23 protein-coding genes are annotated in these 22001 nt (G+C 66.1%); 16 read left to right on the top strand and 7 right to left on the bottom strand.

Annotated elements, in window-relative coordinates:
- Positions 1-18: 18 nt before the first annotated feature.
- On the top strand, positions 19-987 hold the full coding sequence (locus Q8Q80_RS12055; RefSeq protein WP_305633144.1) for a DUF6515 family protein: 969 nt from the start codon (positions 19-21) through the stop codon (positions 985-987).
- Positions 988-1007: 20 nt separating this feature from the next.
- On the opposite strand, the gene Q8Q80_RS12060 is transcribed toward Q8Q80_RS12055, so the two are convergent.
- Positions 1008-2336 (bottom strand): hemolysin family protein, encoded by a 1329-nt coding sequence (locus Q8Q80_RS12060; protein ID WP_305633145.1) that lies wholly within the window; start codon positions 2334-2336, stop codon positions 1008-1010.
- A 191-nt stretch (positions 2337-2527) separates the two neighbouring features.
- Here Q8Q80_RS12060 and Q8Q80_RS12065 point away from each other — a divergent pair, with 191 nt between their 5' ends.
- The 8 genes from Q8Q80_RS12065 to Q8Q80_RS12100 all read left to right on the top strand — a co-directional run bounded on the left by Q8Q80_RS12065 (position 2528) and on the right by Q8Q80_RS12100 (position 10971).
- On the top strand, positions 2528-2824 hold the full coding sequence (locus Q8Q80_RS12065) for a hypothetical protein (protein ID WP_305633146.1): 297 nt from the start codon (positions 2528-2530) through the stop codon (positions 2822-2824).
- A 53-nt stretch (positions 2825-2877) separates the two neighbouring features.
- Entirely contained in the window at positions 2878-3243 is a 366-nt protein-coding gene (locus tag Q8Q80_RS12070; protein ID WP_305633147.1) for a hypothetical protein, read from the top strand.
- Positions 3244-3354: 111 nt separating this feature from the next.
- On the top strand, positions 3355-4563 hold the full coding sequence (locus Q8Q80_RS12075; protein ID WP_305633148.1) for a TolC family protein: 1209 nt from the start codon (positions 3355-3357) through the stop codon (positions 4561-4563).
- Entirely contained in the window at positions 4560-5180 is a 621-nt protein-coding gene (locus Q8Q80_RS12080; protein WP_305633149.1) for a hypothetical protein, read from the top strand. The genes Q8Q80_RS12075 and Q8Q80_RS12080 overlap by 4 nt, the downstream gene beginning before the upstream one ends.
- The gene (locus Q8Q80_RS12085; protein WP_305633150.1) at positions 5177-6298 is read left to right on the top strand and encodes an efflux RND transporter periplasmic adaptor subunit; all 1122 of its coding nucleotides are present in this window, start codon (positions 5177-5179) and stop codon (positions 6296-6298) included. Before Q8Q80_RS12080 ends, Q8Q80_RS12085 begins: the two co-directional genes overlap by 4 nt.
- 13 nt (positions 6299-6311) lie before the next feature.
- Positions 6312-9452: an efflux RND transporter permease subunit gene (locus Q8Q80_RS12090; protein WP_305633151.1), complete on the top strand. Its 3141-nt coding sequence runs from the start codon at positions 6312-6314 to the stop codon at positions 9450-9452.
- A gap of 71 nt (positions 9453-9523) precedes the next feature.
- Positions 9524-9904 (top strand): hypothetical protein, encoded by a 381-nt coding sequence (locus tag Q8Q80_RS12095; protein ID WP_305633152.1) that lies wholly within the window; start codon positions 9524-9526, stop codon positions 9902-9904.
- A gap of 17 nt (positions 9905-9921) precedes the next feature.
- Positions 9922-10971 carry a DMT family transporter gene (locus Q8Q80_RS12100; RefSeq protein ID WP_305633153.1) on the top strand — a complete coding sequence of 350 codons (1050 nt, stop codon included), beginning with the start codon at positions 9922-9924 and terminating at the stop codon, positions 10969-10971.
- 42 nt (positions 10972-11013) lie between these two features.
- Here Q8Q80_RS12100 and Q8Q80_RS12105 read toward each other — a convergent pair whose 3' ends face one another.
- The 5 genes from Q8Q80_RS12105 to Q8Q80_RS12125 all read right to left on the bottom strand — a co-directional run bounded on the left by Q8Q80_RS12105 (position 11014) and on the right by Q8Q80_RS12125 (position 17498).
- Complete coding sequence (locus Q8Q80_RS12105; protein WP_305633154.1) at positions 11014-11352, bottom strand: P-II family nitrogen regulator; 339 nt, start codon at positions 11350-11352, stop codon at positions 11014-11016.
- A 16-nt stretch (positions 11353-11368) separates the two neighbouring features.
- Complete coding sequence (locus Q8Q80_RS12110; protein ID WP_305633155.1) at positions 11369-14470, bottom strand: efflux RND transporter permease subunit; 3102 nt, start codon at positions 14468-14470, stop codon at positions 11369-11371.
- A gap of 48 nt (positions 14471-14518) precedes the next feature.
- On the bottom strand, positions 14519-15673 hold the full coding sequence (locus Q8Q80_RS12115; RefSeq protein ID WP_305633156.1) for an efflux RND transporter periplasmic adaptor subunit: 1155 nt from the start codon (positions 15671-15673) through the stop codon (positions 14519-14521).
- Between the two features lie 55 nt (positions 15674-15728).
- Entirely contained in the window at positions 15729-16952 is a 1224-nt protein-coding gene (locus Q8Q80_RS12120) for a TolC family protein (RefSeq protein ID WP_305633157.1), read from the bottom strand.
- 117 nt (positions 16953-17069) lie between these two features.
- The gene (locus Q8Q80_RS12125) at positions 17070-17498 is read right to left on the bottom strand and encodes a hypothetical protein (protein ID WP_305633158.1); all 429 of its coding nucleotides are present in this window, start codon (positions 17496-17498) and stop codon (positions 17070-17072) included.
- Positions 17499-17564: 66 nt separating this feature from the next.
- Here Q8Q80_RS12125 and Q8Q80_RS12130 point away from each other — a divergent pair, with 66 nt between their 5' ends.
- The 7 genes from Q8Q80_RS12130 to lipA all read left to right on the top strand — a co-directional run bounded on the left by Q8Q80_RS12130 (position 17565) and on the right by lipA (position 21646).
- Positions 17565-18710, top strand: coding sequence for a D-alanyl-D-alanine carboxypeptidase family protein (locus Q8Q80_RS12130; RefSeq protein ID WP_371132758.1), 1146 nt, complete (start codon positions 17565-17567; stop codon positions 18708-18710).
- A gap of 9 nt (positions 18711-18719) precedes the next feature.
- On the top strand, positions 18720-18980 hold the full coding sequence (locus Q8Q80_RS12135; RefSeq protein WP_305633160.1) for a YbeD family protein: 261 nt from the start codon (positions 18720-18722) through the stop codon (positions 18978-18980).
- Positions 18977-19600 carry a lipoyl(octanoyl) transferase LipB gene (gene lipB, locus Q8Q80_RS12140; RefSeq protein WP_305633161.1) on the top strand — a complete coding sequence of 208 codons (624 nt, stop codon included), beginning with the start codon at positions 18977-18979 and terminating at the stop codon, positions 19598-19600. The genes Q8Q80_RS12135 and lipB overlap by 4 nt, the downstream gene beginning before the upstream one ends.
- A 53-nt stretch (positions 19601-19653) precedes the next feature.
- A complete protein-coding gene (locus Q8Q80_RS12145; protein ID WP_305633162.1) occupies positions 19654-19998 on the top strand; it encodes a hypothetical protein in 345 nt (114 codons plus the stop codon).
- Positions 19999-20118: 120 nt separating this feature from the next.
- Positions 20119-20343, top strand: a complete 225-nt coding sequence (locus Q8Q80_RS12150; protein ID WP_305614136.1) for an addiction module protein — start codon at positions 20119-20121, stop codon at positions 20341-20343.
- On the top strand, positions 20340-20633 hold the full coding sequence (locus tag Q8Q80_RS12155; RefSeq protein WP_305633163.1) for a type II toxin-antitoxin system RelE/ParE family toxin: 294 nt from the start codon (positions 20340-20342) through the stop codon (positions 20631-20633). Before Q8Q80_RS12150 ends, Q8Q80_RS12155 begins: the two co-directional genes overlap by 4 nt.
- Positions 20634-20674: 41 nt before the next feature.
- A complete protein-coding gene (gene lipA, locus Q8Q80_RS12160; protein WP_305633164.1) occupies positions 20675-21646 on the top strand; it encodes a lipoyl synthase in 972 nt (323 codons plus the stop codon).
- Between the two features lie 95 nt (positions 21647-21741).
- Here the strand turns inward: lipA and Q8Q80_RS12165 are convergent.
- A partial coding sequence (locus Q8Q80_RS12165; RefSeq protein ID WP_305633165.1) for a hypothetical protein occupies positions 21742-22001 on the bottom strand: 260 nt, incomplete at its 5' end.

The following is a 22001-nucleotide window of genomic DNA, read 5'->3' on the forward strand; positions in this document are numbered from 1 at the left end:
CCACAGGGACGACGCATCATGGAACACGGTGACACGCAACACACCCGTCACACCCGGCTCGGCCGTACCGGCGCGGCGCTCGTTGCGCTGTTGCTTCTGGGCAGCGGTGCCGCGTTTTCGCAGGAGGGACGCGGCGGCGGTGACCGCGGCGATCGCGGTGGCGCGCGCCAGGGTCAGGAATCGCGCGGCGAGCGGCAGGGACCGCGCGAAGACCGCGGCGCCCGGGCGCCCCGCGAAGCTCAGCGCGACGGACAACGCAACGCGCAGCGCAGCCCGGAGCGCACCGAACGACGCGACGCTGGTCGCAGCGACATGCGTGGCGACAACCGCGGCGACAACCGCAGTGACGCCGTGCCGCGCGACGACCGGCGCGGCGATCGCGCCGTGCCGCGCGCCGCCTACCAGAACCGCATCGAGCGGCACGTCCCGCAGGCCTACCACCCGGCGGGGCACAGCCGGCATCCGGCGCACTACCCGGGCCGCGGCGTCGTGGTGCAGCGACTGCCGCGCGACGTGCATGTCCATCATTACCACGGCCGGCCGTACTACCGTTCGAGCGGCGTGTGGTACCGGCCGAGCGGCGCCTATTTCTCGGTCGTCGGCCCGCCGATCGGCGCCTTCATCACGGTGCTGCCCTGGGGTTACTCGGTGATCGACTACGGCGGACGCCCTTACTACCGCTACGACGACGTGTATTACGCGCGGCGCGACGATGGCTATGTGGTGGTCGAGCCGCCGGAAGGCCGGTACGCCGACAGCGAGCCCGCCGGATCGGACGAGCTGTTCGTCTATCCCGCCGATGGCCAGAGCGTGGAACGGCAGGCGACCGACCGCTTCGAATGCCACGACTGGGCGTCGTCCCAGACCGGCTACGACCCGACCCGGGTGTCCGGTGGGCTACCGCCGGACCAGGCCGCCCCCGCGCGCATCGCCTATCTGCGCGCGATGACCGCCTGTCTGGAGGCGCGCAACTACACGGTGCGCTGACGACCGGACCGTCGGGCGTTCTAGCCGGCCTCGGGCGGCGCGTCCGACAGTTCGGCACGAATCTGCTGCACCAGCACCTTGTCGATGCGGTTGCGATCCATGTCCATCACCTCGATCCGCAGACCCGGCAGCTCGAAGTAGTCAGCCGCCACGGGGATGCGGCCCAGCACGTGCAGCACGAAACCGCCCACGGTATGGAAGCCGCCGCTTTCCTCGCCCGGCAGTTCCTCGTCAAGCCCGACGACCGACTTGAGCTTGCTGATCGACGTGCTGCCGTCGACCAGCCACGAACCGTCTTCGCGCTGCACGATTTCCTGCGCCTCGTCGATGTCTTCGACGGAGATGTCGCCGACGATGGCGGCCAGTACGTCGTTGACCGTCACCAGGCCCTGCAGGTCGCCATACTCGTCGACCAGCAGCGCAAGGTGCTTGCGGGTGCGCCTGAAGTTTTCCAGCAACTGCGCGGTGCTGACCGTGTCGGGCACATACAGCGGCGGCGTCAGCAGGGCCTCGATGCTGGCGCGGTCTATCGTGATGCCGGCGAGCGAGCGCTTGAGCAGGCTGCCGGTCTGCAGCACACCGAGCACGTGCTCGATGCCGTCGCGGCAGACCAGCACGCGGCTGTGCGGGCTGTCGGCGATGCGCGCGCGAATCTCCTCTTCCGGGTCTTCGAGGTCGACCGCGAAAATATCCTTGCGCGGCGTCATGATGGCGCCGACGCGCTGCTCGTCCAGCCGCAGCACGTTCGACACGATCTGCTGCTCGCTCTGGTGGAATACCCCGGCTTCGGCGCCCTGACCCATCAGCACATTGATTTCCTCGTCGGTGATCGGGGGCTCTTCGGTGCGCCGGGCACCGACCAGGCGCAGGATGGTGTTGCTCGACACCGACAGCACGACCACCAGCGGCCGCGCGATCAGCGCCAGCAGCACCATCGGCCGCGAAATGAGCGAGGCGATGGTTTCCGGTGCCAGCAGTGCCAGCCGCTTCGGCACCAGTTCGCCGACCACGACCGAAAAATAGGTGATGCTGACCACGACGATCGACAGCGCGATCGTGCGCGCGTAGGGCTCGATCAGCGGAAAGCCGGCCAGCCAGACGGCCAGCGGATCGGCCAGTACGGTTTCGCCCATGGCCCCGCTCAGAATGCCGATCGAGGTGATGCCGACCTGGATGGTGGAAAAGAAATTCGATGGATCATCGTGCAGGCGGACCGCCGCCTGGGCGCCGCGATTACCATCGTCCGCCAGGCCGATCAGGCGCGCCTTGCGCGACGACACGATGGCAATTTCCGACATGGCGAACACGCCGTTGAGCAGAATCAGTGCAAACAGCAAGGCGATATCCATAAAGCAGGCCACCCGCGTTCGTTTGCGTGACCCCGGTGTGAACAAGCGCCCGATTATGGATGCACTGCGTAAAAATCGATAATCCCGGTGCAACGGGAGGACGATGACGCCGGGGCATCAGGCGAACGCCGTCTGCTGACGCGTTTTTCTGCCCGCGGATGACCGGATGGCCAATCACGGGGACCCTGCCCTTGCCCGAATTTTTCGTCGCCCGCTGGCATTGCCGCATACCCATCGCCCGACTGTTCTGGTGGGACATGCTGCTGGTCGGCACAGCCATCAATGGCGCACTGACGCTGGCGGGTCTGTTCGCGATCGCAAGCAGGCTGCCCGAGGTGGCGGCACATATCGCGTTTGCACTGCTGCTGCCGTACAACCTGTTCATCTTCTTTGCGGTGGTCCGCACGAGTTCAAGACGGCGCACACCTTTCGCCCCGCTTTTCCAGCTGACGAGCCTCATCTGGCTTGTCACTTTCACGCTGATCTGACCCCCCACGACCGGCCATCCGGCGACCCGTCCGGACCGTGCTAAGCTTTGACAATGAAATCCGGCTTCCTGCCCCTGCTGCTCGCGCTCTGCCTGTTCTGGCAGTCGCTGGCTTTCGCAGGTATCGGCCACAGTGTCGCCGCCCCGGCCGGAGGCGACGATCATCATGGCCACGCCTTCCTGCACCTGACGGAACAGGCACATCATCACCACGAAGACGGCATTCACTTCGACGATTCGTCGGAATCGGTGCAACACATGCAGGCTGACGGCCTGATCGGCACGGCCGGACCGCTGCCATCACCCTGCAATTTCCTTGCAACAACCCCGCCGCTTGACCCTCTCCCCGCGGTCGCCGCGTCCCGCGTGCCCGAGCCCTTCCTCGAAGGGCTGAAGCGACCTCCCAGACCGTTCAGCTGATTCCGCAACGGCCGATCCGCCTCCGGCGGATCGGATTCCCTTTGGCTGGATGGACCGGTGCCCTGGCGTCTGCCCGGGCCGCGCGTGCATCCGTTCATGGATCGCTGAACGGTGAACACCTTACGACTTTCCCTGCTGTACGGCCTGCTGCAGGTCTTACTGACCGCCCCGGCGCAGGCCGCGCCGCCGTCCGCGCTGGCAGGCGCACTGGATGCAGCATGGCAACGCGCCGTCGTGGCCCGCGAGGTCACTGGCCAGGCGCGGGTTGCCAGCGCCAATCTCGCAGCGTCCGGCAGCCTTTGGGCCGCACCGCCGTCGATCGAGCTGTCGCAGCGCGAAAACCGGCTGCTGCGCGACACCGGTCAACGGGAAACCGAGGTCGGTCTCGTGTGGCCGGTATGGCTGCCGGGCCAGCGCGATGCACGACGAAACTCGGCGCTGGCCGAGGTGGCGCTGGCCGATGTGTCCGCCCAGGTTGCGCGGCTGCGGCTGGCCGGCGAGCTGCGTGATCTCGCCTGGCTGGGCGTGGCGCGACGGGCTGAAGTCGAGTTGGCCCGGACGCACGTCGCACGGCTGGACGCACTGTCGGCCGACGTTGACCGGCGCGTGCAGGCGGGCGAACTGGCGCGCACCGACGCACTGGCTGCGCAGGCTGACGCGGTCTCCGCCGGCACCTCGCTGCGCGAGGCGCTGCAGGCGCTGGCTGCGGCCGAATCGCGCTGGACACTGCTGACCGGAATGCCCTGGCCGCACTCCCCGGATGAATCACCCGGCAGCGGCATCGAGCCGGACCCGCATCCCGAACTGGTTCAGGCACAGTCCGCGCTCGAACTGGTCAGCCGACGGCTCGAGTCGGTCAATCTGACCCGTCGTGACGCGCCCGAAGTAACGCTGTGCTACCGCCATGATGAACCGGGCAGCGGCCTCACTTCGGCCGACAGCATCGGCGTGAAACTGCGCATTCCGCTCGACACCGACGATCGAAATCTCGCGCGCGACGCGGCTGCGGTCGCCGACCTCGAACGGGCCCGTATCCATCTGGAGCGCACGCGCGACCGCATCACGGCCGAGCAGGCGCTGGCTGAACACGTGCTGCGGACGACCGAAGCCACGCTTGCCGAAGAAACGACCCGCGCCGCGCTGCTGGCCGAACGCGCCGCACTGCTGGACAAGGCCTTCCGCGCCGGTGAAGGCGACCTGCCGGAACTGCTCCGGGTACGCAGCGCGGCGACCCGTGCGCAGCTCGACGTTGCGCGCCAGCAGGCAGCGCTCGGACTGGCGCGCGCCCGCGTCAATCAATCCCTCGGACTTCTGCCATGAACGCGAACATTCCTGCCGAACCTCGTCCGCGCAAGCGATCCGCCTTCCTGCCCGCGCTGCTGGTGCAACTGGCGGTGGTGATCAGCCCGCCTGCCTTTGCCGCTCCCGGCGCTCACGGCCCCGATGGCGAGCATCTCGACACGCCTGCTGCGGCCAGCGAGGCCGGCGCTGCGCCGGGCACCGAAGCCCATTCCGAACAATTTGAACTGGTGGCAAGGCTGCTGCGCGGAGAACTGTCGATCCTGATCGACCGCTATGACAGCAACGAACCGGTGCTCGATGCCAGCGTGGAGGTCGAATCCGGCGGCTTGCGCGCGACCGCCACACTGCATGCCGATCAGGGCGACTATTCGGTCACTGACGAGAAATTGCTGGCCGCACTCGCCAGACCGGGCGAGCACGCACTGCTGTTCACCATCGTGACGCCGCAGGACAGCGATCTGCTCGACGCCACATTGCGCGTGGCCGACGCAGCGAGCGCGGATGCCACGCACGATGCACACGAACACGGCCCGGGCAGGCTGTCCCTGCTGTGGTGGGCCCTCGGCGCGGCCGGTGCGCTGGCGGTTGGCGCGCTGCTGCTGCGCAGCCGGTCGAGCAAGGGGAGCCTGCAATGAAGCGCCTGACGACACTCGGCTTCGCCTGGGCGCTCGGCGCGCTATCCACCCTGTCGTTCGCTGCACCGGGCGCGCACGGACCGGACGGCGAACATCTCGACCAGCCCCCAGCCGCGGCAATCAGCCAGCTCGCCCGGCTGCCCGATGGCAGCGTGAACGTGCCCAAGCAGGCGCAGCGGCGCATGGCCATCCGCACCCGCATCGCGCCGCAGACCGAAGCCGCCCGCACGGTCGAACTTCCCGGTCGGGTGGTCATCGATCCCAATGCCGGCGGACGCATCCAGCCCCTTTACGGTGGCCGGATCGAAGCCGGTCCGAAAGGCTTGCCCATCGTCGGCCAGACGGTGAAGAAAGGCGACACCCTGGCCTGGGTGCGCCATCAGACCGACCCGTTCGCGCTGGCCAATCAGCGCGCGCAGGGCGCCGAACTGCGAACCGCCCTCACGCTGGCGGAACAGCGGGTGGTCCGGCTCGAGGGGCTGGAAGGATCGGTCCCGCGCAAGGACATCGACGCCGCTCGGGCCGAACTGGCCGGACTGCGCGAACGCGAAGCCGGCGTCGCTGCCAGCCTCGGCGCGCGCGAGGCGCTGATCTCACCGGTGAGCGGGGTGGTCGCGCGCGCCGACGTGGTGTCGGGGCAGGTCGTGGGCGCGCGCGAAACACTGTTCGAAATCATCGACCCCCGCCGCCTGCTGATCGAAGCCACCGTTCCGGACAGCGCTTTGGCCAGCCGCATCGGGTCGGCCACGCTGAAACATCCGCCCGGCGTGCATCTCGAACTGCTCGGTGCGTCCGGCAGCCTGCGCGACGGCGTGCTGCCGGTCATGTTCCGCAGCCGGGCCGGCAGCACAGCACCGCCGCTGGCTGTCGGCCAGCCGGTATCGGTCATCGCGCAACTGACCGATCGCCTGTCGGGCATCGTGCTGCCGGCGCAGGCGATCACGCGCAATACGGCCAACGAACCGGTGGTGTGGATCAAGTCGGGCGCCGAGCGCTTCATCGCCCAACCGGTCCGGTTCCAGGCGCTCGATGCGGAGACCATCGTCGTGACGAGCGGTCTGGCGGCCGACAACCGCGTAGTGGTGCAGGGCGCACCGCTGATCGCACAGATTCGCTGACCGGAGACATCGCATGTTCAACTGGATCGTCCGGAACAGCCTGTCCAATCGCCTGCTGGTGCTCGCGGTGTCGGCCATGCTGATGGTGTACGGTGCGCTGACGGCGTGGCGCACGCCGGTCGACGTGTTTCCAGACCTGAACAAGCCGCTGGTCACCGTGCTGACCGAAGCGGGCGGCATGGCGCCGGAAGAGGTCGAGCAGCTGGTGACCTTTCCGCTCGAGACCGCGCTCAACGGCATGCCGGGGGTGAGCCGTGTGCGCTCGACCTCGGGCGTCGGACTGTCGCTGGTCTATGCCGAATTCGACTGGGGCACCGACATCTATCGCAACCGGCAACTGGTGGCCGAGCGGCTGGCGCTGGTGCGCACGCAACTGCCCGAAGGGGTGGCACCCGTCATGGGGCCGGTATCGTCGATCATGGGCGAAATCATGCTCATTGCGCTGCCGATCAATCCGGACGGACCGGGCACAGCGGCGTCGATGGAGGCCCGTGAATACGCCGACTTCGTGCTGCGCCCGCGCCTGCTGTCGATCGCCGGCATCTCGCAGGTGATTCCGATCGGTGGCGAGGTCCGCCAGTTGCGGGTCGAGCCCGATACGGCGCGCATGGCGCAGTTCGGCGTGTCGCTGACGCAGATCGAGCAGGCGCTGCGCGGCTTCGCGCAGAACGCCGGAGGTGGCTTCATCGACCGCAACAGCCGTGAATACCTGATCCGCCATGTCGGGCGCACCCACCGCATCGAAGATCTGAACGGGCTGGCGGTGGCCTGGAAGGACGGTCGGCCGGTGCGGCTGGAACAGGTGGCCAGTGCCGGCTTTGCACCCGCCCTCAAGCGCGGGGATGCCGGTTACAACGGCGCACCGGCCGTCATCATCAGCGTGCAGAAGCAACCGACCGCCGACACCCTTCGCCTGACGCGCGACGTGGAAGCGGCGCTGGGCGAACTCAGACAGGGCCTGCCCCCGGCGCTGGGTGAACCCAGGGTGCTGTTCCGCCAGGCCGACTTCATCAAGGCTTCGGTCGGCAATGTGGTTGAAGCGCTGCGTGACGGCACCATCATGGTCGGCATCGTGCTGTTCGCCTTCCTGCTGTCGGCGCGCACGACGCTGATTTCGCTGATCGCGATTCCGCTGTCGCTGGCGGTGACCGCACTGGTGTTCAGCCTGCTCGGCCAGTCGATCAACGTGATGACGCTGGGCGGACTGGCGATCGCCATCGGCGAGCTGGTCGACGACGCGGTGGTCGATGTCGAGAACATCCTGCGCCGGCTGCGCCAGAACCGCACCCTTGCGCAGCCGCTGCCGGTGCTCGAAGTCGTGCGTCGCGCCAGCGTCGAGGTGCGCACCGGCATCGTGTACGCCACCGTGATCATGGTGCTGGTGTTCGTGCCGCTGTTCGCGCTGCCGGGCATCGAAGGGCGGCTGTTCTCGCCGCTGGGTGTGGCCTACATTGCATCGATCCTGGCGTCCATGCTGGTGTCGATGACGGTGACGCCCGCGTTGTGCAGCCTGCTGCTGCCGAACATGAAACAGCTCGACCGCGCAGACAGCCCGCTGGTGCGCTGGCTCAAGCGCGGCGACGCACGTCTTCTGAACGCCTCGTTTCCCCGTGCGCGCGCACTCATCACGGTCGCGGCGTTCACGGTGATTGCAACGGCCGCCACGGTGCCCTTCTTTCCGCGCGTCTTCCTGCCGGCTTTCAATGAAGGTTCGCTGGTGTTGTCGCTGATGTTTTCGCCCGGCACCTCGCTGGCCGAATCGAGCCGCATGGGTGCGCTGGCCGAAACGCTGATCCACGACATACCGGACGTGCGTCAGGTCGGCCGGCGCACCGGGCGGGCGGAACTGGACGAGCATGCGGAGGGCGTGCATTCGGCCGAGATCGACATCGACCTGTCGCGCGGACGCGATCGCGAGGCGGTGATGGCCGATATCCGGCGCGCGCTGTCCGTACTGCCGGCATCGGTGGCGATCGGGCAGCCGATCTCGCACCGGCTGGACCACCTGCTGTCCGGCGTGCGGGCGCAGATCGTGCTGAAGATCTACGGTGAAGATACCGACACGCTGCGCGGACAGGCCGAACAGCTGCGTGCACGATTGGCGGGCATCCCGGGTCTGGTGGATCTGACGGTGGAAAAGCAGGTGCTGATACCGCAGATCACGGTGCGCATCGATCACCAGAAAGCGGCTCAGGCCGGCCTGTCACCGGGCGAGGCGATCCGTGCGCTGCAGGCGCTGACCGATGGCGCACACGACGGCGCGCTCATTGTCGATGGCATCCGTCGCTATCGCCTGGTGCTGCGACTTCCGGACAACGCGCGCGGACCGGTCGATCTGGCCCGCACCCTCATCGACACGCCGGCCGGACGACTGCCGGTATCGGCCATTGCCAGCGTGGAGGAAACGGATGGACCGAACCAGATCGGACGCGAGAACGGGCAACGGCGCATCGTCGTGTATGCCAATACCGATGGCACCGACATGGCCCATGTGATCGAGGACATCCGGCGCATCATCGATGCGGCGCCACTGCCGACCGGGACCTTCATCAGCCTTGAAGGCCAGTTCCAGGCGCAGGAAGAGGCCACGCTGCTGATCGCCGGACTGTCGCTGGTGTCGCTGGCCATGATTTTCCTGGTGCTGTACACGCGTTACCGGTCGGCGGTGCTGGCCGGCATCATCATGGCCAACATTCCGCTGGCCCTGATCGGCAGCGTGCTCGCCATGTGGATCGCGGGCGTCAGCCTGTCGGTGGCATCCATGGTCGGCTTCATCACGCTGGCCGGCATTGCGACCCGTAACGGCATATTGAAGGTAAGCCACTACATCCACCTGTGCCAGTTCGAAGGCGAGCGCTTCGGGCAGGCGATGATCGTGCGCGGCTCGCTGGAACGGCTCACCCCGGTGCTGATGACGGCGCTGGTCGCCGCGTTCGCGCTGACGCCGCTTCTGCTGGCCGCCGAGGCGCCGGGCAAGGAAATCCTGCATCCGGTGGCGGTGGTCATTTTCGGTGGCCTGGTCAGCGCCACCGTGCTGGACACCTTGCTTACACCGGTGCTGTTCTGGTGTTTCGGGGGGCCGGCCTTGCAGCGGCTGCTGGAACACGACCGCGCGTCCGGGGACGTACCGGCACCCGCCACCGGAGCGACCTGACGCATTTCGATGCAGGCCCCGCTTCGGGGCCTGCCGATCGATTGCGACCCCCACCTGATGGAGACCGTGCAATGAGAAAGACCTTCCTGATCACCGTACTCGCCGTGGCTGCCGCAGCGACCCCGCAATTCGTGTCCGCACATGGCGAAGCAAAACCGCGCCATGGCGGCGTCGTGCAGAACGTGAACGATCTGAGTTTCGAACTGGTCGCAGACGCTGCCGGCGCAACGATTCACGTCGACGACCATGGCAGTGCCCTGGCCAGCAGCGGCATGAGCGGCAAGCTGACGGTACTCGACGGCAAGACGAAATCCGAAGCGGTGCTCAAACCCGCCGGCGGCAACCGGTTGTTCGCCGAGGGCGCCAGGCTGGCGCCCGGCGCGAAGGCGGTCGCCACGATCACGGACGCGGCGGGAAAAACGATGACGGTGCGTTTCAGCATCCGGCAGTGAAAGGCGCTCCACATGGCATGGTTGCCTCGCCGGCGCTGCGCGGCGGGGCGCTCGCCTTGCTGGCGGCGCTGCTGTTCGGCCTCAGCACGCCGCTGATCAGCCTGCTTGGGCGCGATATCAGTCCGCTGATCACGGCCGCGCTGCTCTATGTCGGCGCCGCAGCGGCCGGGTTGTCCCTGATCCAGCCAGTGACGCGCGAAGCCCGCGTGCGCCGCCGCGACATGCCGGTCCTGCTGGGCATGGCAGCGTGTGGAGCCGTCATCGCGCCGGTCGCCCTTGCATGGGGGCTGCAGCATGCCAGCGCCGCCGGCGCATCCTTGCTGCTCACGCTGGAAGCGCTGGTCACCGCGCTGCTTGCCCGTCTTCTTTACCGCGAGGACATGGGCCGGAAAGTCTGGCTGGCGATGCTGTTGATCACGGCTGGCGCGGCGGTGCTGATGACTGATCGGGCACACGCCGTCGGCGGCGAACTTTCAGGCCTGCTTGCCGTGCTGGTCGCCACGGTTGCCTGGGGTGCAGACAATACGCTGTCGCGCGCACTGGCCGACCGGGACCCTGGTCAGGTGGTCGTTTTCAAGGGGCTGATCGGTGCTGGCGCCACCGCCGCGCTGGCAGTGCTCATGGGTCACGCCGCGCCCACCGTGCTTGCCGCGTGCGGACTGATTGCGGTGGGCGCGACCGGGTATGGCTTCAGCCTGCGTTTCTATCTGCTGGCACAGCGCACTTTCGGTGCCGCCCGTACCGGATCGGTATTCGCCTTCGCACCGTTCATCGGCGCGCTCGGCGCGCTCGCGCTGGGCGAACGTGATCCCGGTATTGCGGGAATCGCTGCCGGCCTGCTGATGCTGGCCGGCGTGCTGCTTCACTTGTCGGAATCCCATGCCCATCGTCACCGGCATCCGGCCCTGATGCATGAACATGCGCACACCCATGACGACGGACACCACATGCACCTGCATGACTCCGTGCCGTCAGGTCCGCACAGTCATCTGCACCCACACCCGCCCGTTACGCACACCCACGAACATCTGCCCGACGCACATCACCAACACGATCACCGGCACTGACGGGCACCGCCGTGCCGGTGATCGCCTGTTTCAGCCTTTGCCTCAGCCCAGCGGTGAGCCCACCGTGGTCTTGTTGATGAATACCGCTCGATCGACCGGCACCACCCACACCAGCCCGTCACCGGTCTGGCCGGTGCAGGCCACGCTGACGATGCGGCGCACGATTTCATCGACCAGTTCTTCCTGCGCGATGATTTCGATGCGCACCTTGGCCGAGTAGTCGGTCAGTTCGTCCTTGATGCTGTGCGGAATGTGGTCGCTGGGCGAACCACAGCCTTCGACCTTGCTGATCGTCATGCCCTGGAAGCCGGGCATTTCGCGCAGCACCGTGCGCAGCCGGGCCAGCTTGTTCGGGCGGATGACCGCTCTGATTTCCTTCATTTCGACTCTCCTCGGATCAAGCCTCGTAGGGCTTGTCGTCAAACCAGGTGTAGAGGGCGGGCACCACGACGAGGGTCAGCAGCGTGCAGGTGATCAGGCCGCCGATCACGACGATGGCGAGCGGCCGCTGCACTTCCGACCCCGGTCCGGTAGCGAACAGGAAAGGCACCAGACCCAATGTCGCCACGGTGGCGGTCATCATTACCGGCCGGAAACGCATCTTTGCGCCATGCACGACCGCCTGCATCAGCTCCATGCCTTCGTTGCGCAGGTTGCGGATGTAGGACACCAGTACCACGCCATTGAGCACCGCGATACCCCACAGCGCGATAAAGCCGACCGACGCGGGCACCGACAGGTATTCGCCGCTGATGAACAGCCCGATCACACCGCCGATCGACGCGAACGGCAGCACCGTGATGATCAGGGTGGCGAACCTGACCGACCCGAACAGCAGGAACAGCAGGAAGAAGATCGCCGCCACCGTGATCGGCACGATGATGGACAGGTGACCCAGCGCGCGCTCCATGTTCTGGAACTGGCCGCCCCACTCGAAGTAATAGCCTTCGGGCAGTTCGACCTCGGCACCGACCTTCTGTTGCAGCTCGGCCACGAAACCGCCGAGGTCGCGGTTGGCCACATTGATGCCGATCACGATGCGGCGCTTGCCGGTTTCGCGCGAAATCTGCGCCGGTCCGTCGCGCACGTCGATGCTCGCCAGGCTGGACAGCGGCAGCTGCGCGCCGTCCGGCGTCGTGATCAGCATGTTGCTGATGGCTTCGATGTTGTCGCGGAAGCGCTCGGGCAGACGCACCACCGCGGCAAAGCGCCGCTCGCCCTCGAACACGTCGGTGACGTGGCGACCGCCGATGGCCGCTTCGATCAGGTCGTTGATGTCCGCCACATTGAGGCCGTGGCGGGCAATCGTGCGGCGGTCGATTTCGATCGTCAGATACTGCTGGCCGGTCACCCGCTCGATCTTGATTTCCGACGCGCCCGGCACGGTACGCGCCACGCGCGCGATTTCGGCTCCTTTATCGCGCAGCGTGTCGAGGTCGTAGCCGAAAATCTTCACCGCCACGTCGGCCCGCACACCGGTCACCATTTCATCGACGCGGTCGGAAATCGGCTGCGCAATGATGATATTGACACCGGGCAGCGCGGCCAGCTTTTCACGCATGGCGTCCTGGATGGTTTCCTGCGTCCAGCCTTCCGGCCACTCGTCGCGCGGCTTGAGCGACACGATGGGCGTCGACTCGTTCTGCGACTGCGGATCGGCCGGCGATTCGCCACGACCCACGCCGGACACCGCTGACTTCACGCCCGGCACTTCCATCACCAGGCGCATCGCCTCGCGCTCCATCTTCAGCGATTCTTCGAGCGAAATATTGGGCACGCGGTCCATCGCCGGCACGACCGAACCTTCCTTCATTTCCGGAATGAAGGCGGTGCCCAGGAAGGGCAGCATCGCGACAGCGCCGACGAAAGCCAGCACCGCCAGCGACACCGTCTTCCTGCTGTTGGCCACCGCCCACGACAGCATCGGGAGGTAGGGCTTCTTCAGCGTCCTGATCAACCAGGTGTCGTGGTCGGCACCGCCCTTGAGCAGATAGCTCGACAGCACCGGCGTCAGCGTCAGCGACAGCACCAGCGAAACGAACAGCGCGATGGCAATGGTGTAGGCGAGCGGCGCGAACATCTTGCCTTCCATGCCCTGCAGCGTCATCAGCGGCAGGAACACCAGAATGATGATGCCGATACCGAAGATGACCGGCGTGGCCACCTCCATCACCGCGGACAGGATGACGCGGATGCGGCTTTCGCCTTCTTCCTTGGCGTGGCCGAGACGCTCGAAGGCGTTCTCGACCACCACGACCGAGCCGTCCACCATCAGTCCGATCGCGATCGCGAGCCCCCCCAGCGACATCAGGTTGGCCGACAGCCCGACCTGGTTCATCACGATGAAGGTGACCAGCGGCGTGATCACCAATGTGGCGATCACGATGATCGACGATCGCATATCGCCCAGGAACAGGTAGAGCACGATGACGACGAAGATGACGCCTTCGATCAGCACCTTGATGACGGTGGCGAGCGCGGCGTCGACCAGTTCGGATCGATCGTAATAGGGTTCGATCTTCAACCCGCCGGGCAGCATGTTCCTGTCGTTGATCTCGGCCACCTTCTTCTTGATGTCCGACACCACGGCCTTGGCGTTGCCGCCGGCCATCATCATGACGATGCCGCCAACCGCCTCGGTCGTGCCGTTCTTGACGACCGCGCCCACGCGCACCGCGTGGCCGAAGGCAACCTCGGCCACGTCGCGGATGTAGACCGGCGTGCCGCCGACCTCTTTCACCACGATGAGGCGGATGTCTTCGAGGTTCTGCACCAGACCGACGCCGCGGATCAGGTACTGCTCGGCGTTCTGCGGCAGGATGCCGCCGCCGGCGTTGGCATTGTTGCGAGCCAGCGCCTCATACACGTCCTTCACCGTCAGGCCGTAATGGCGCAATCGATCAGGATTGACCAGTACCTTGTATTGCTTGACGTAGCCACCCTGCGAATTGATTTCCGCGACACCGGTGGTCGAGCGCAGCAGCGGCCGTACCACCCAGTCCTGCGCGGTACGCCGCTCGGTCAGTTCGGCCTGCGTCAGTTCGCGGTCGCCGTCGTCCGGCTTCACCAGCGTGTATTGGTACACCTCGCCCAGACCGGTGGACACCGGACCGAGCACCGGCACGACACCCGCCGGCATGCGTTCGCGCACTTCGAGCAGGCGTTCCATCACCAGCTGGCGTGCGAAGTACAGATCGGTCTTATCGGTGAACACCAGCGTGATCAGCGACAGACCCGGCTTGTTCAGCGAGCGCATTTCTTCCAGGCCGGGCAGGCCGGTCATGCCGATCTCGACCGGCACGGTGATGAAGCGCTCGACTTCTTCCGGCGAGCGCCCGGGCGCATCGGTGGCGATCTGCACCTGAACGTTGGTCACGTCGGGGAAGGCATCGACCGACAGTTTGCGCGCGGCGTCCAGGCCGAACGCCAGCAGACACAGCGCAATGACGACAATCACGAGGCGCTGTTTGAGCGCCCCGCGTACAAGAGCTTCAATCATGTTTCATCCAATCCGGTAGCGAGTGGGGACAAGGCGGCGAAGACGGCATCAATCCGTTTCCTTGCGCTTGCGCTCGTTGTTCAGATGGAAGGCACCGTCGACCACGATGCGCTGCCCTTCGGTCAGCCCGGACATCACCGGCCGCACCTCGCCGATCGCCTGGCCGAGCTTGACCGGCGTCATGCGGTACTGGCCCGGGGCCACTTCGACGAACACCTGGTCGTTGTCGCTTTCGCGCACCACCGCCTTGCCCGGCACGGCGAGTCGTCTGGTCGGGCGGGTTTCGATCAATACGGTGGCCAGCATGGCGGGCTTGAGCGAGCGGTCGCTGTTGTCGAGTTCGCTGCGCACGGTGACGGTGCGGGTGACCGGATCGACGATGTCGGCGATGTAGATCAGCTTGGCGGTGAGCTGCTGGCCGAGCGACGGAATTTCGACCTGGATGTTCTGGCCCGCCTGCACCTGACCGGCCTGCTGCTCCGGCACTTCGGCTTCGACCCACACGCGCGACAGGTCGGCGATGGAAAACAGCACTTCGCTCGGCTGCACCACCTGACCCTGGGTGACCTTGCGCTCGACCACGGTGCCCGCCATCGTCGCGACGACCGGCGATACCGAATTGATGGCGCCGGTTTCGGTCAGCTTGTCGAGCGCCCGCTGGCTGACGCCGAGCACGCGCAGCTGGTCGGCTGCGGCACGCTGTTCGGACTGCGAAATGGCCAGCTCGCTCTCGCGCCGCTGCAGCTCGGCGCTGCCGATCACGTCGGCATCGAGCAGCTGGCGGGCGCGCTCGACGCTGCGCTGGTTCAGCTGCGCCTGGGCGCGTGCCTTCATGTAGGAAAGCTGGGCGGCGCCCAGTTCGGTGCTGTTGAGCACCGCCAGCGTCTGACCGACCTTCACCTGCTGGCCCAGCACGGCCTGCAGTTCGCTGATGCGGCCGGTGACGGTGGCACCGATGCGGGTGATGCGCTGTTCGTCGAAATCGACCTGACCGGCCACGCGCAGCATGTCGGACAGTTCGACGCTGGTCACTTCACCCAGCTGGATGATGCGGGTCAGGTTTTCGCCGGCCGACACCAGATTGGGGTCGGCCGGTGCAGCCGCCCTGGTCGGTTCGGCCTTGTCGGCTTCGCCGCAGCCGGCGAATATCAGGGAAGCGCCAAGCAGGCTGGCGTAGAGCAGCGGACGGGTGATTGAAGTCATGTTCGGTCCAGGATCTTGATGATTGGAATGGGTAGCGGAGCGGGCAGGCGGCGCGTCAGCGGACGGCGCTGAGCCGCTCGATCTCGACCACGGCGGCGCTCAGTTCGTAGCGCGCGCTGATCAGTTCGTTGCGCACCGCGCGGAACACGCGCTGTGCGTCGAGGAAGTCGAGGATGCCGCGCTCGCCGAACCGGTAGGCGGCTTCGGCCACCTTCAATGCGGCTTCGGCTTCGCGCACGATGCCGGTTTCGAGTGCGCTGACCTGATTGCGTGACAGTTCGAACTGGCGGTAGGCGGCATCGAGCTGCTGCTGCAGCTGGAACAGCCGGTTGTCCAGCTGCAGGCGGGTGCGCTCGACCTGCGCGCCAGCCTGGGCGATCTGGCCCTGACGGCGATCGAAGATCGGAATGGTCACGGCGACGCCGATTCGATTGGCGTCGTATTCCGGATCGCGGTCGCGCGCCAGCTTGAGCGACACGTCCGGCATGCGGCGCAGCTTTTCCAGTTCGCGCTGCTCGGTGAAGCGATCGATCTCGGCCTTCAGGCGGAAGATTTCCGGGTTGCGCGCCAGCATGTCGTCGCGCAGCTGACCCAGCGGCGGCAGCTCGGCGTCGCGTTCCAGCTCGCCCTGCAGGTCGAAATCTTCCGGCAGCTGACCGGCAACCAGGGCGCGCAGACGGGCCTTGGCCTGCACGATGCGCAGCACGGCGGCGTCGGCATTCTTCTGCGCGGTGAGCAGTTCGGTGTCGGCGCGGATCAGTTCATAGCGCGGCGCCTCGCCGGTATCGACGCGCACTTCGACCCGGTTGCGGATCGAGCGCGCCAGCTCCAGATCTTCCTGCGCGGCGCGCAGCTCATCCTGATAACGGATGACCAGGTAGTAGTTCTGCTTCAGCTGCGCCAGCAGGTCGATTTCGAACGACTGCACGCCGGACTGCGCCGACAGTACGCCGGCCTCGGCCACACGCAGCCGGGCATCGCGCTGCGAGGGGTAATCAAAGCGCTGCGACAGGGCTATCGTGCCGAGCGAACCGGGCGCGAGATTGGGGCCGCGCGAGTTCCGGTCGCCGCCCATCACTTCCAGTTCGGGATTGGGATAGGCGCGCGCGGTAATGGTGTCGGCGCGGCTGACGTCGACATCGGCCCGCGCGGCGCCCAGCGAAGGGTTCGATTCCAGCGCCAGCGCCTTCAGTTGTTCCAGCGTGTAAGGCTCGGCGGCGTGAGCCACCTGCACGCAAAGGCCGATGACGGCCAGCAAGGCAATTGCTTTTGTTTTCATGGATCTGCGTAGTGTTTTCAATGGACAGGACTGGCTGCGTGCACGTCCGGCCACGCAGCGCTGAAACGGTCTGGAGCACCGGGCGAGGCCCGGGCGAGGCGCCACGAGGGCGCCCGATCAGGCGAGCCGGGGCGGCCGCAACAGAACCTGGGCCGGTTCCGGCTGCTGCAGTGAGAACACTTCGCTGTCCAGCGCGGGGCGCGCAGAGAAGGACCGGCCGGGGATGACATGGGCCGCGACCGGATCGGTCGGGTCGCCCGCGATACTGAGAAAATGGATCAGCGCGCTGTGCGGATCGAGCGGCACATCGAGCGATGCTTCGACGCCGGCGCATGTTTCGCACCCGAACGGTGCATCAAAACCGTCGTCAACGGCGGTATCGGCGCTCGTCCAGAGCGACGACAGCGCGATCAACATCAAGCCGATGAACAGCAGCGTACGTGCGAGAACCATAGCGGCCTCCGAGTCGTGGCGTCGGTCAAAAGTTCCTTCCTCCTGGCGCGCCGCGGATTTTGCAGTGCACCACAATACAGCATCAAGCACCATCCATGCCGGTCATCCGGCGGGCTTTGCTAAACTATGTCAGCTGTTCTCCCACACCGGTAAACCTACATGCTGAAGTTGTTGCGCTGCACTGCCTTCGTTCTCCCCGTCCTGAGCGTGCTGATGCCGTCTCCCGCCCTGGCAGACCTCATTCCGCCGCCGCAGCCGAATGCGAAGGCCTGGCTGCTGGTCGACCACGAATCCGGCACCGTCATGGCCGAATCGCGGCCGGACGACCAGGTCGAGCCCGCTTCGCTGACCAAGCTGATGACGGCCTATCTGACTTTCAAGGCCCTCAAGACCGGCCAGCTCAAACCCGACCAGACCGTGCCGGTCAGCGTGAAGGCCTGGAAGACCGGCGGCTCGAAAATGTTCATCGCGCCGGATCGCCCGGTCACCGTCGAAGAACTGCTCAAAGGCATGATCATCCAGTCCGGCAATGACGCCTGTGTTGCACTGGCCGAAGTCATCGCCGGTTCGGAAGAAGCGTTCGCGCAGATGATGACGCGCGAGGCGCAGCGCCTCGGCATGACGGGTACGCAGTATCGCAACGCCAACGGCCTGACGGAAGCCGGACATTTCACGACCGCACGCGACCTGTCGCTGCTGGCGCGCGCGCTGATCCGCGACTTTCCGGATTACTACGGGCTGTATTCGACGCTCGACTACACCTACAACAACATCAAGCAGGGCAACCGCAACCGCCTGCTGACGATCGACCCCAGTGTGGATGGCCTGAAGACCGGCTTCACCGATGCCGCCGGCTGGTGCCTGGTGTCGTCGGCGAAGCGCGACGGACGGCGCGTGGTGTCGGTGCTGCTCGGCGCGCCGAACGAGAGCGGCCGCATCGAATCGTCCCGCGCGCTGCTGAACTACGGCTTCAACGCCTATGAGAATGCGAAGCTCGCGGCCGCCGGCGAGGCGCTCGGCCAGCCCGCTGTATACAAGGGTGCAACGGCGCAGGTCACCGTCGGCCCGGCCAGCGACGTGGTGCTGACGCTGCCGCGCGGCCAGGCCGCCAAGGCCACGCGCGACATCGTGCTGAACACACCGGTGATCGCGCCGGTCGCCGTCGGCCAGCAACTGGGCACGATGAAGCTGCTGCTCGACGGCCAGCCGGTCGGCGAAGTGGCGCTGGTGGCGCAGACGGCGGTCGAGGAAGGCGGCTTCTTCCGCCGCATCTGGGACACGATACGACTGTGGTTCGGCTGGTGACGCGCTGACATGACCGACAGCCTGCTCGAATTTCCGACCGACTTTCCGCTGAAGATCATGGGCGAGCGCCATGACGACTTCGCGCAGGAAATGGTCGATGTGGTGCTGCGCCACGCGCCGGACTTCGTGCCGGCCAGCCTCGAAATGCGGCCGTCGTCGGGCGGGCGCTACATCAGCCTCACCGCGACCATCCGCGCCACGTCGCGCGAACAGCTCGACGCGCTGTACCGCGAACTGAGCAGCCACCCGATGGTGAAAGTGGTGCTGTGACCGCACAGGTCGTGCCGCTCGGACGGGCCGGCTACCGCGAGGTGTTCGACGCGATGAAGGCGTACAACGCACGCGCCGCAGCCGAACACCTGCCGGACCAGTTCTGGCAGGTCGAACACCCGCCGGTATTCACGCTCGGGCTGGCCGGCAAGCGCGAACACCTGCTGCACGACATCGGCGTGCCGGTGGTCGAATCCGACCGCGGCGGCCAGATCACCTACCACGGCCCCGGCCAGGTCGTGATCTACACGCTGCTCGATCTGAAACGCGCCGGCCTCGGCGTGCGCGAACTGGTCAGCCGCATCGAGCAGGCGGTCATCGACCTGCTGGCCGGCCACGGCATCGAGGCCCGGCGGCGTGCCGGCGCACCCGGCGTCTATGTCGGCCCGGCCGGTGACGACGCCAAGATCGCCGCGCTCGGCCTGCGCGTGAAGCACGGCCACACCTATCACGGCGTGTCGCTCAACGTCGACATGGATCTTTCACCGTTTGCCGCGATCAACCCGTGCGGCTACAGTGGATTGCGCGTGACACAGACGCGCGACCTCGGCATCGATCTCCCACCGGAGGCGATCTGCCGGCAACTGACCGACGCGCTACAGCGCGCCCTCTATGGATGAGTCAGGGCGCTGGCTAGAACTGACAACCCGAGCACACCGTCAGGAACCATCCCATGACCGACCCGCTCTCGTTGGAAACCCTTGTTTCAGAGTTCTCGGAAGATGCCGAGGCATGGGTATTGAAGGAGGCGACTTCTGAACAGTACCTTGCCATTCCTCACCCTGCGTATCCCGGTCGCAGGCCACTTCACTTCTTCATGAGCAAGAGCGATGCCGAAGTCATACTGGTCGAAGTTCTCGATGTGAATCCGGGGTTGCGCAGCAGGGATATTTTTGCGCACAAGGTAAGGCTGCTTGAAGCTGTCCGCGCTATTGCTGAAAAGCCGGTTGCGGGTGGTATCGATGGATTTGTCGTCCACTCTCCCAATGAGGTTTACGAATTCCTTCGACAATCGTAGTTCCCGGCTGACACGCGGCCGAATACGACTGACCTGGGCTTGCGAGCTTTGTGAGCTGTTGATCGGTAAGATTTGGCTGCATGACGATTTGATCAGCGTGATTTATGTGAGGTGCGCGTGATGACAACATCCGTTGAAGTGCTCGAAGCAGAGTTTCTGCGGCTCTCGGTACCTGACCGGGCACGATTTCTCGACCGGGTCATCGCTCGGCTGGATGCCGACAAGTTGCTCGATGAAGCATGGGACCGTCTGGCGGCCAATCGTCAGGCCGAATTTGAGAGCGGCGCGGCGCGGTCGATACCCGGGCCGGAATTTCTGGATCAGTTGCGCTCGGAACTGCTTTGACGTATTCGCTGCACGGCGGCGCTGCGGCCGATGTTGCCGCGGCAGCAGGTTTCTACCGTCGTGAAGGCGGGAAGGCGCTTGCCGCGCGGTTCATCAGTGAATTCGGACGCGTCGCGGAATTGCTTGCCGGCAATCCGGGGCTTGGAACACCGACAGAGGGAGGCAGGCGCTGGTTTTCGCTCTACCAGTTTCCGTACGCCCTCATTTATGTTGAAGAGGACAAGGGTATTCACATACTTGTTGTACGCCACCAGAATCGCGATCCCGGCCACGGCGACGAACGCCGCTGAAGAACCGGACGAATCCAGCGCCCAGACGGATACCAACCACCATGACCGACACCACCTACGACCCGACCCACAAACAGAAGGGTTCGCTGAAGACCGCCCGCATCCCGATCAAGGTGGTGCCGGCGGAAACGCTGCGCAAGCCGGACTGGATCCGCGTGCGCGCCGCGCGCCCGGACAGCCGCTTCGGAGAGATCAAGCAGATCCTGCGCGAACACGACCTGCACACGGTATGCGAAGAGGCGAGCTGTCCGAACATCGGCGAGTGCTTCGGCAAGGGCACCGCCACCTTCATGATCATGGGCGACAAGTGCACGCGCCGCTGCCCGTTCTGCGATGTCGGCCATGGCCGGCCCGACCCGCTGGATGTCGACGAGCCGGAGAAGCTGGCGAAGACCATCGCCGCGATGAAACTCAGTTACGTGGTGATCACCAGCGTCGACCGCGACGACCTGCGCGACGGCGGCGCCCAGCACTTCGTCGATTGCATCCGCGCAGTGCGCACCCATTCGCCGCGCACCACCATCGAAGTGCTGGTACCCGATTTCCGCGGCCGGCTCGACGTCGCGCTGGGCATCCTCAACGCCGCACCGCCGGACGTGATGAACCACAACCTCGAATCGGTGCCGCGGCTGTACGCCCAGGTGCGGCCGGGCTCGGACTATGCGCATTCGCTGCGCCTGCTGAAGGACTTCCGCGCGCTGCACCCCGAGGTGCCCACCAAGAGCGGCCTGATGCTCGGCCTGGGCGAAACCGACGAGGAAATCCTGCAGGTGATGCGCGACCTGCGCGCGCACGATGTGCAGATGCTCACGCTGGGCCAGTACCTGCAACCCTCCGGCGGCCACCTGCCGGTGCTGCGCTACGTGCATCCGGACGGCTTCGCGATGTTCGAACGCGAAGCGAACGCCATGGGCTTCACCCACGCCGCCTGCGGCCCGATGGTGCGCTCCAGCTACCACGCCGACCAGCAGGCGCATGCCGCCGGTGTAGACATCGGCGGTCTCGGGGCGTAGTACGGATCGCCTGGAGGGGTGTAGCGGGGTTTCGGCGAGCGCCCCCCGAGCCCGCCCTTCGTAGGAGCGGACCCCGTCCGCGATCCCTGCGTTGATCACACGCTGCCGCTTTTTGAAGAGCGGAATCGCCTGCGAGGCAGGCTCCTGCGAAAACCGCGACGCTGTTGCCTTTCGTAGGAGCGGACCCTGTCCGCGATGCGCGCGTTGATCACGTGATGCCGCATTTCGAAGACCGGATCGCCTGCGGAGGCGGAGCGCGGGTTTCGGCGAGCACGGCTCGCCGCCCGTGGAGCTGGTCTGACCGTCCCCTCGGCCATCAGGTGATCGATGCCCTGCTGGCAGGTCGATTTCGCGA

Origin of the sequence: Methyloversatilis sp., assembly GCF_030698125.1 — a bacterium.
In the GTDB taxonomy this organism is placed as follows: Bacteria; Pseudomonadota; Gammaproteobacteria; order Burkholderiales; family Rhodocyclaceae; genus Methyloversatilis.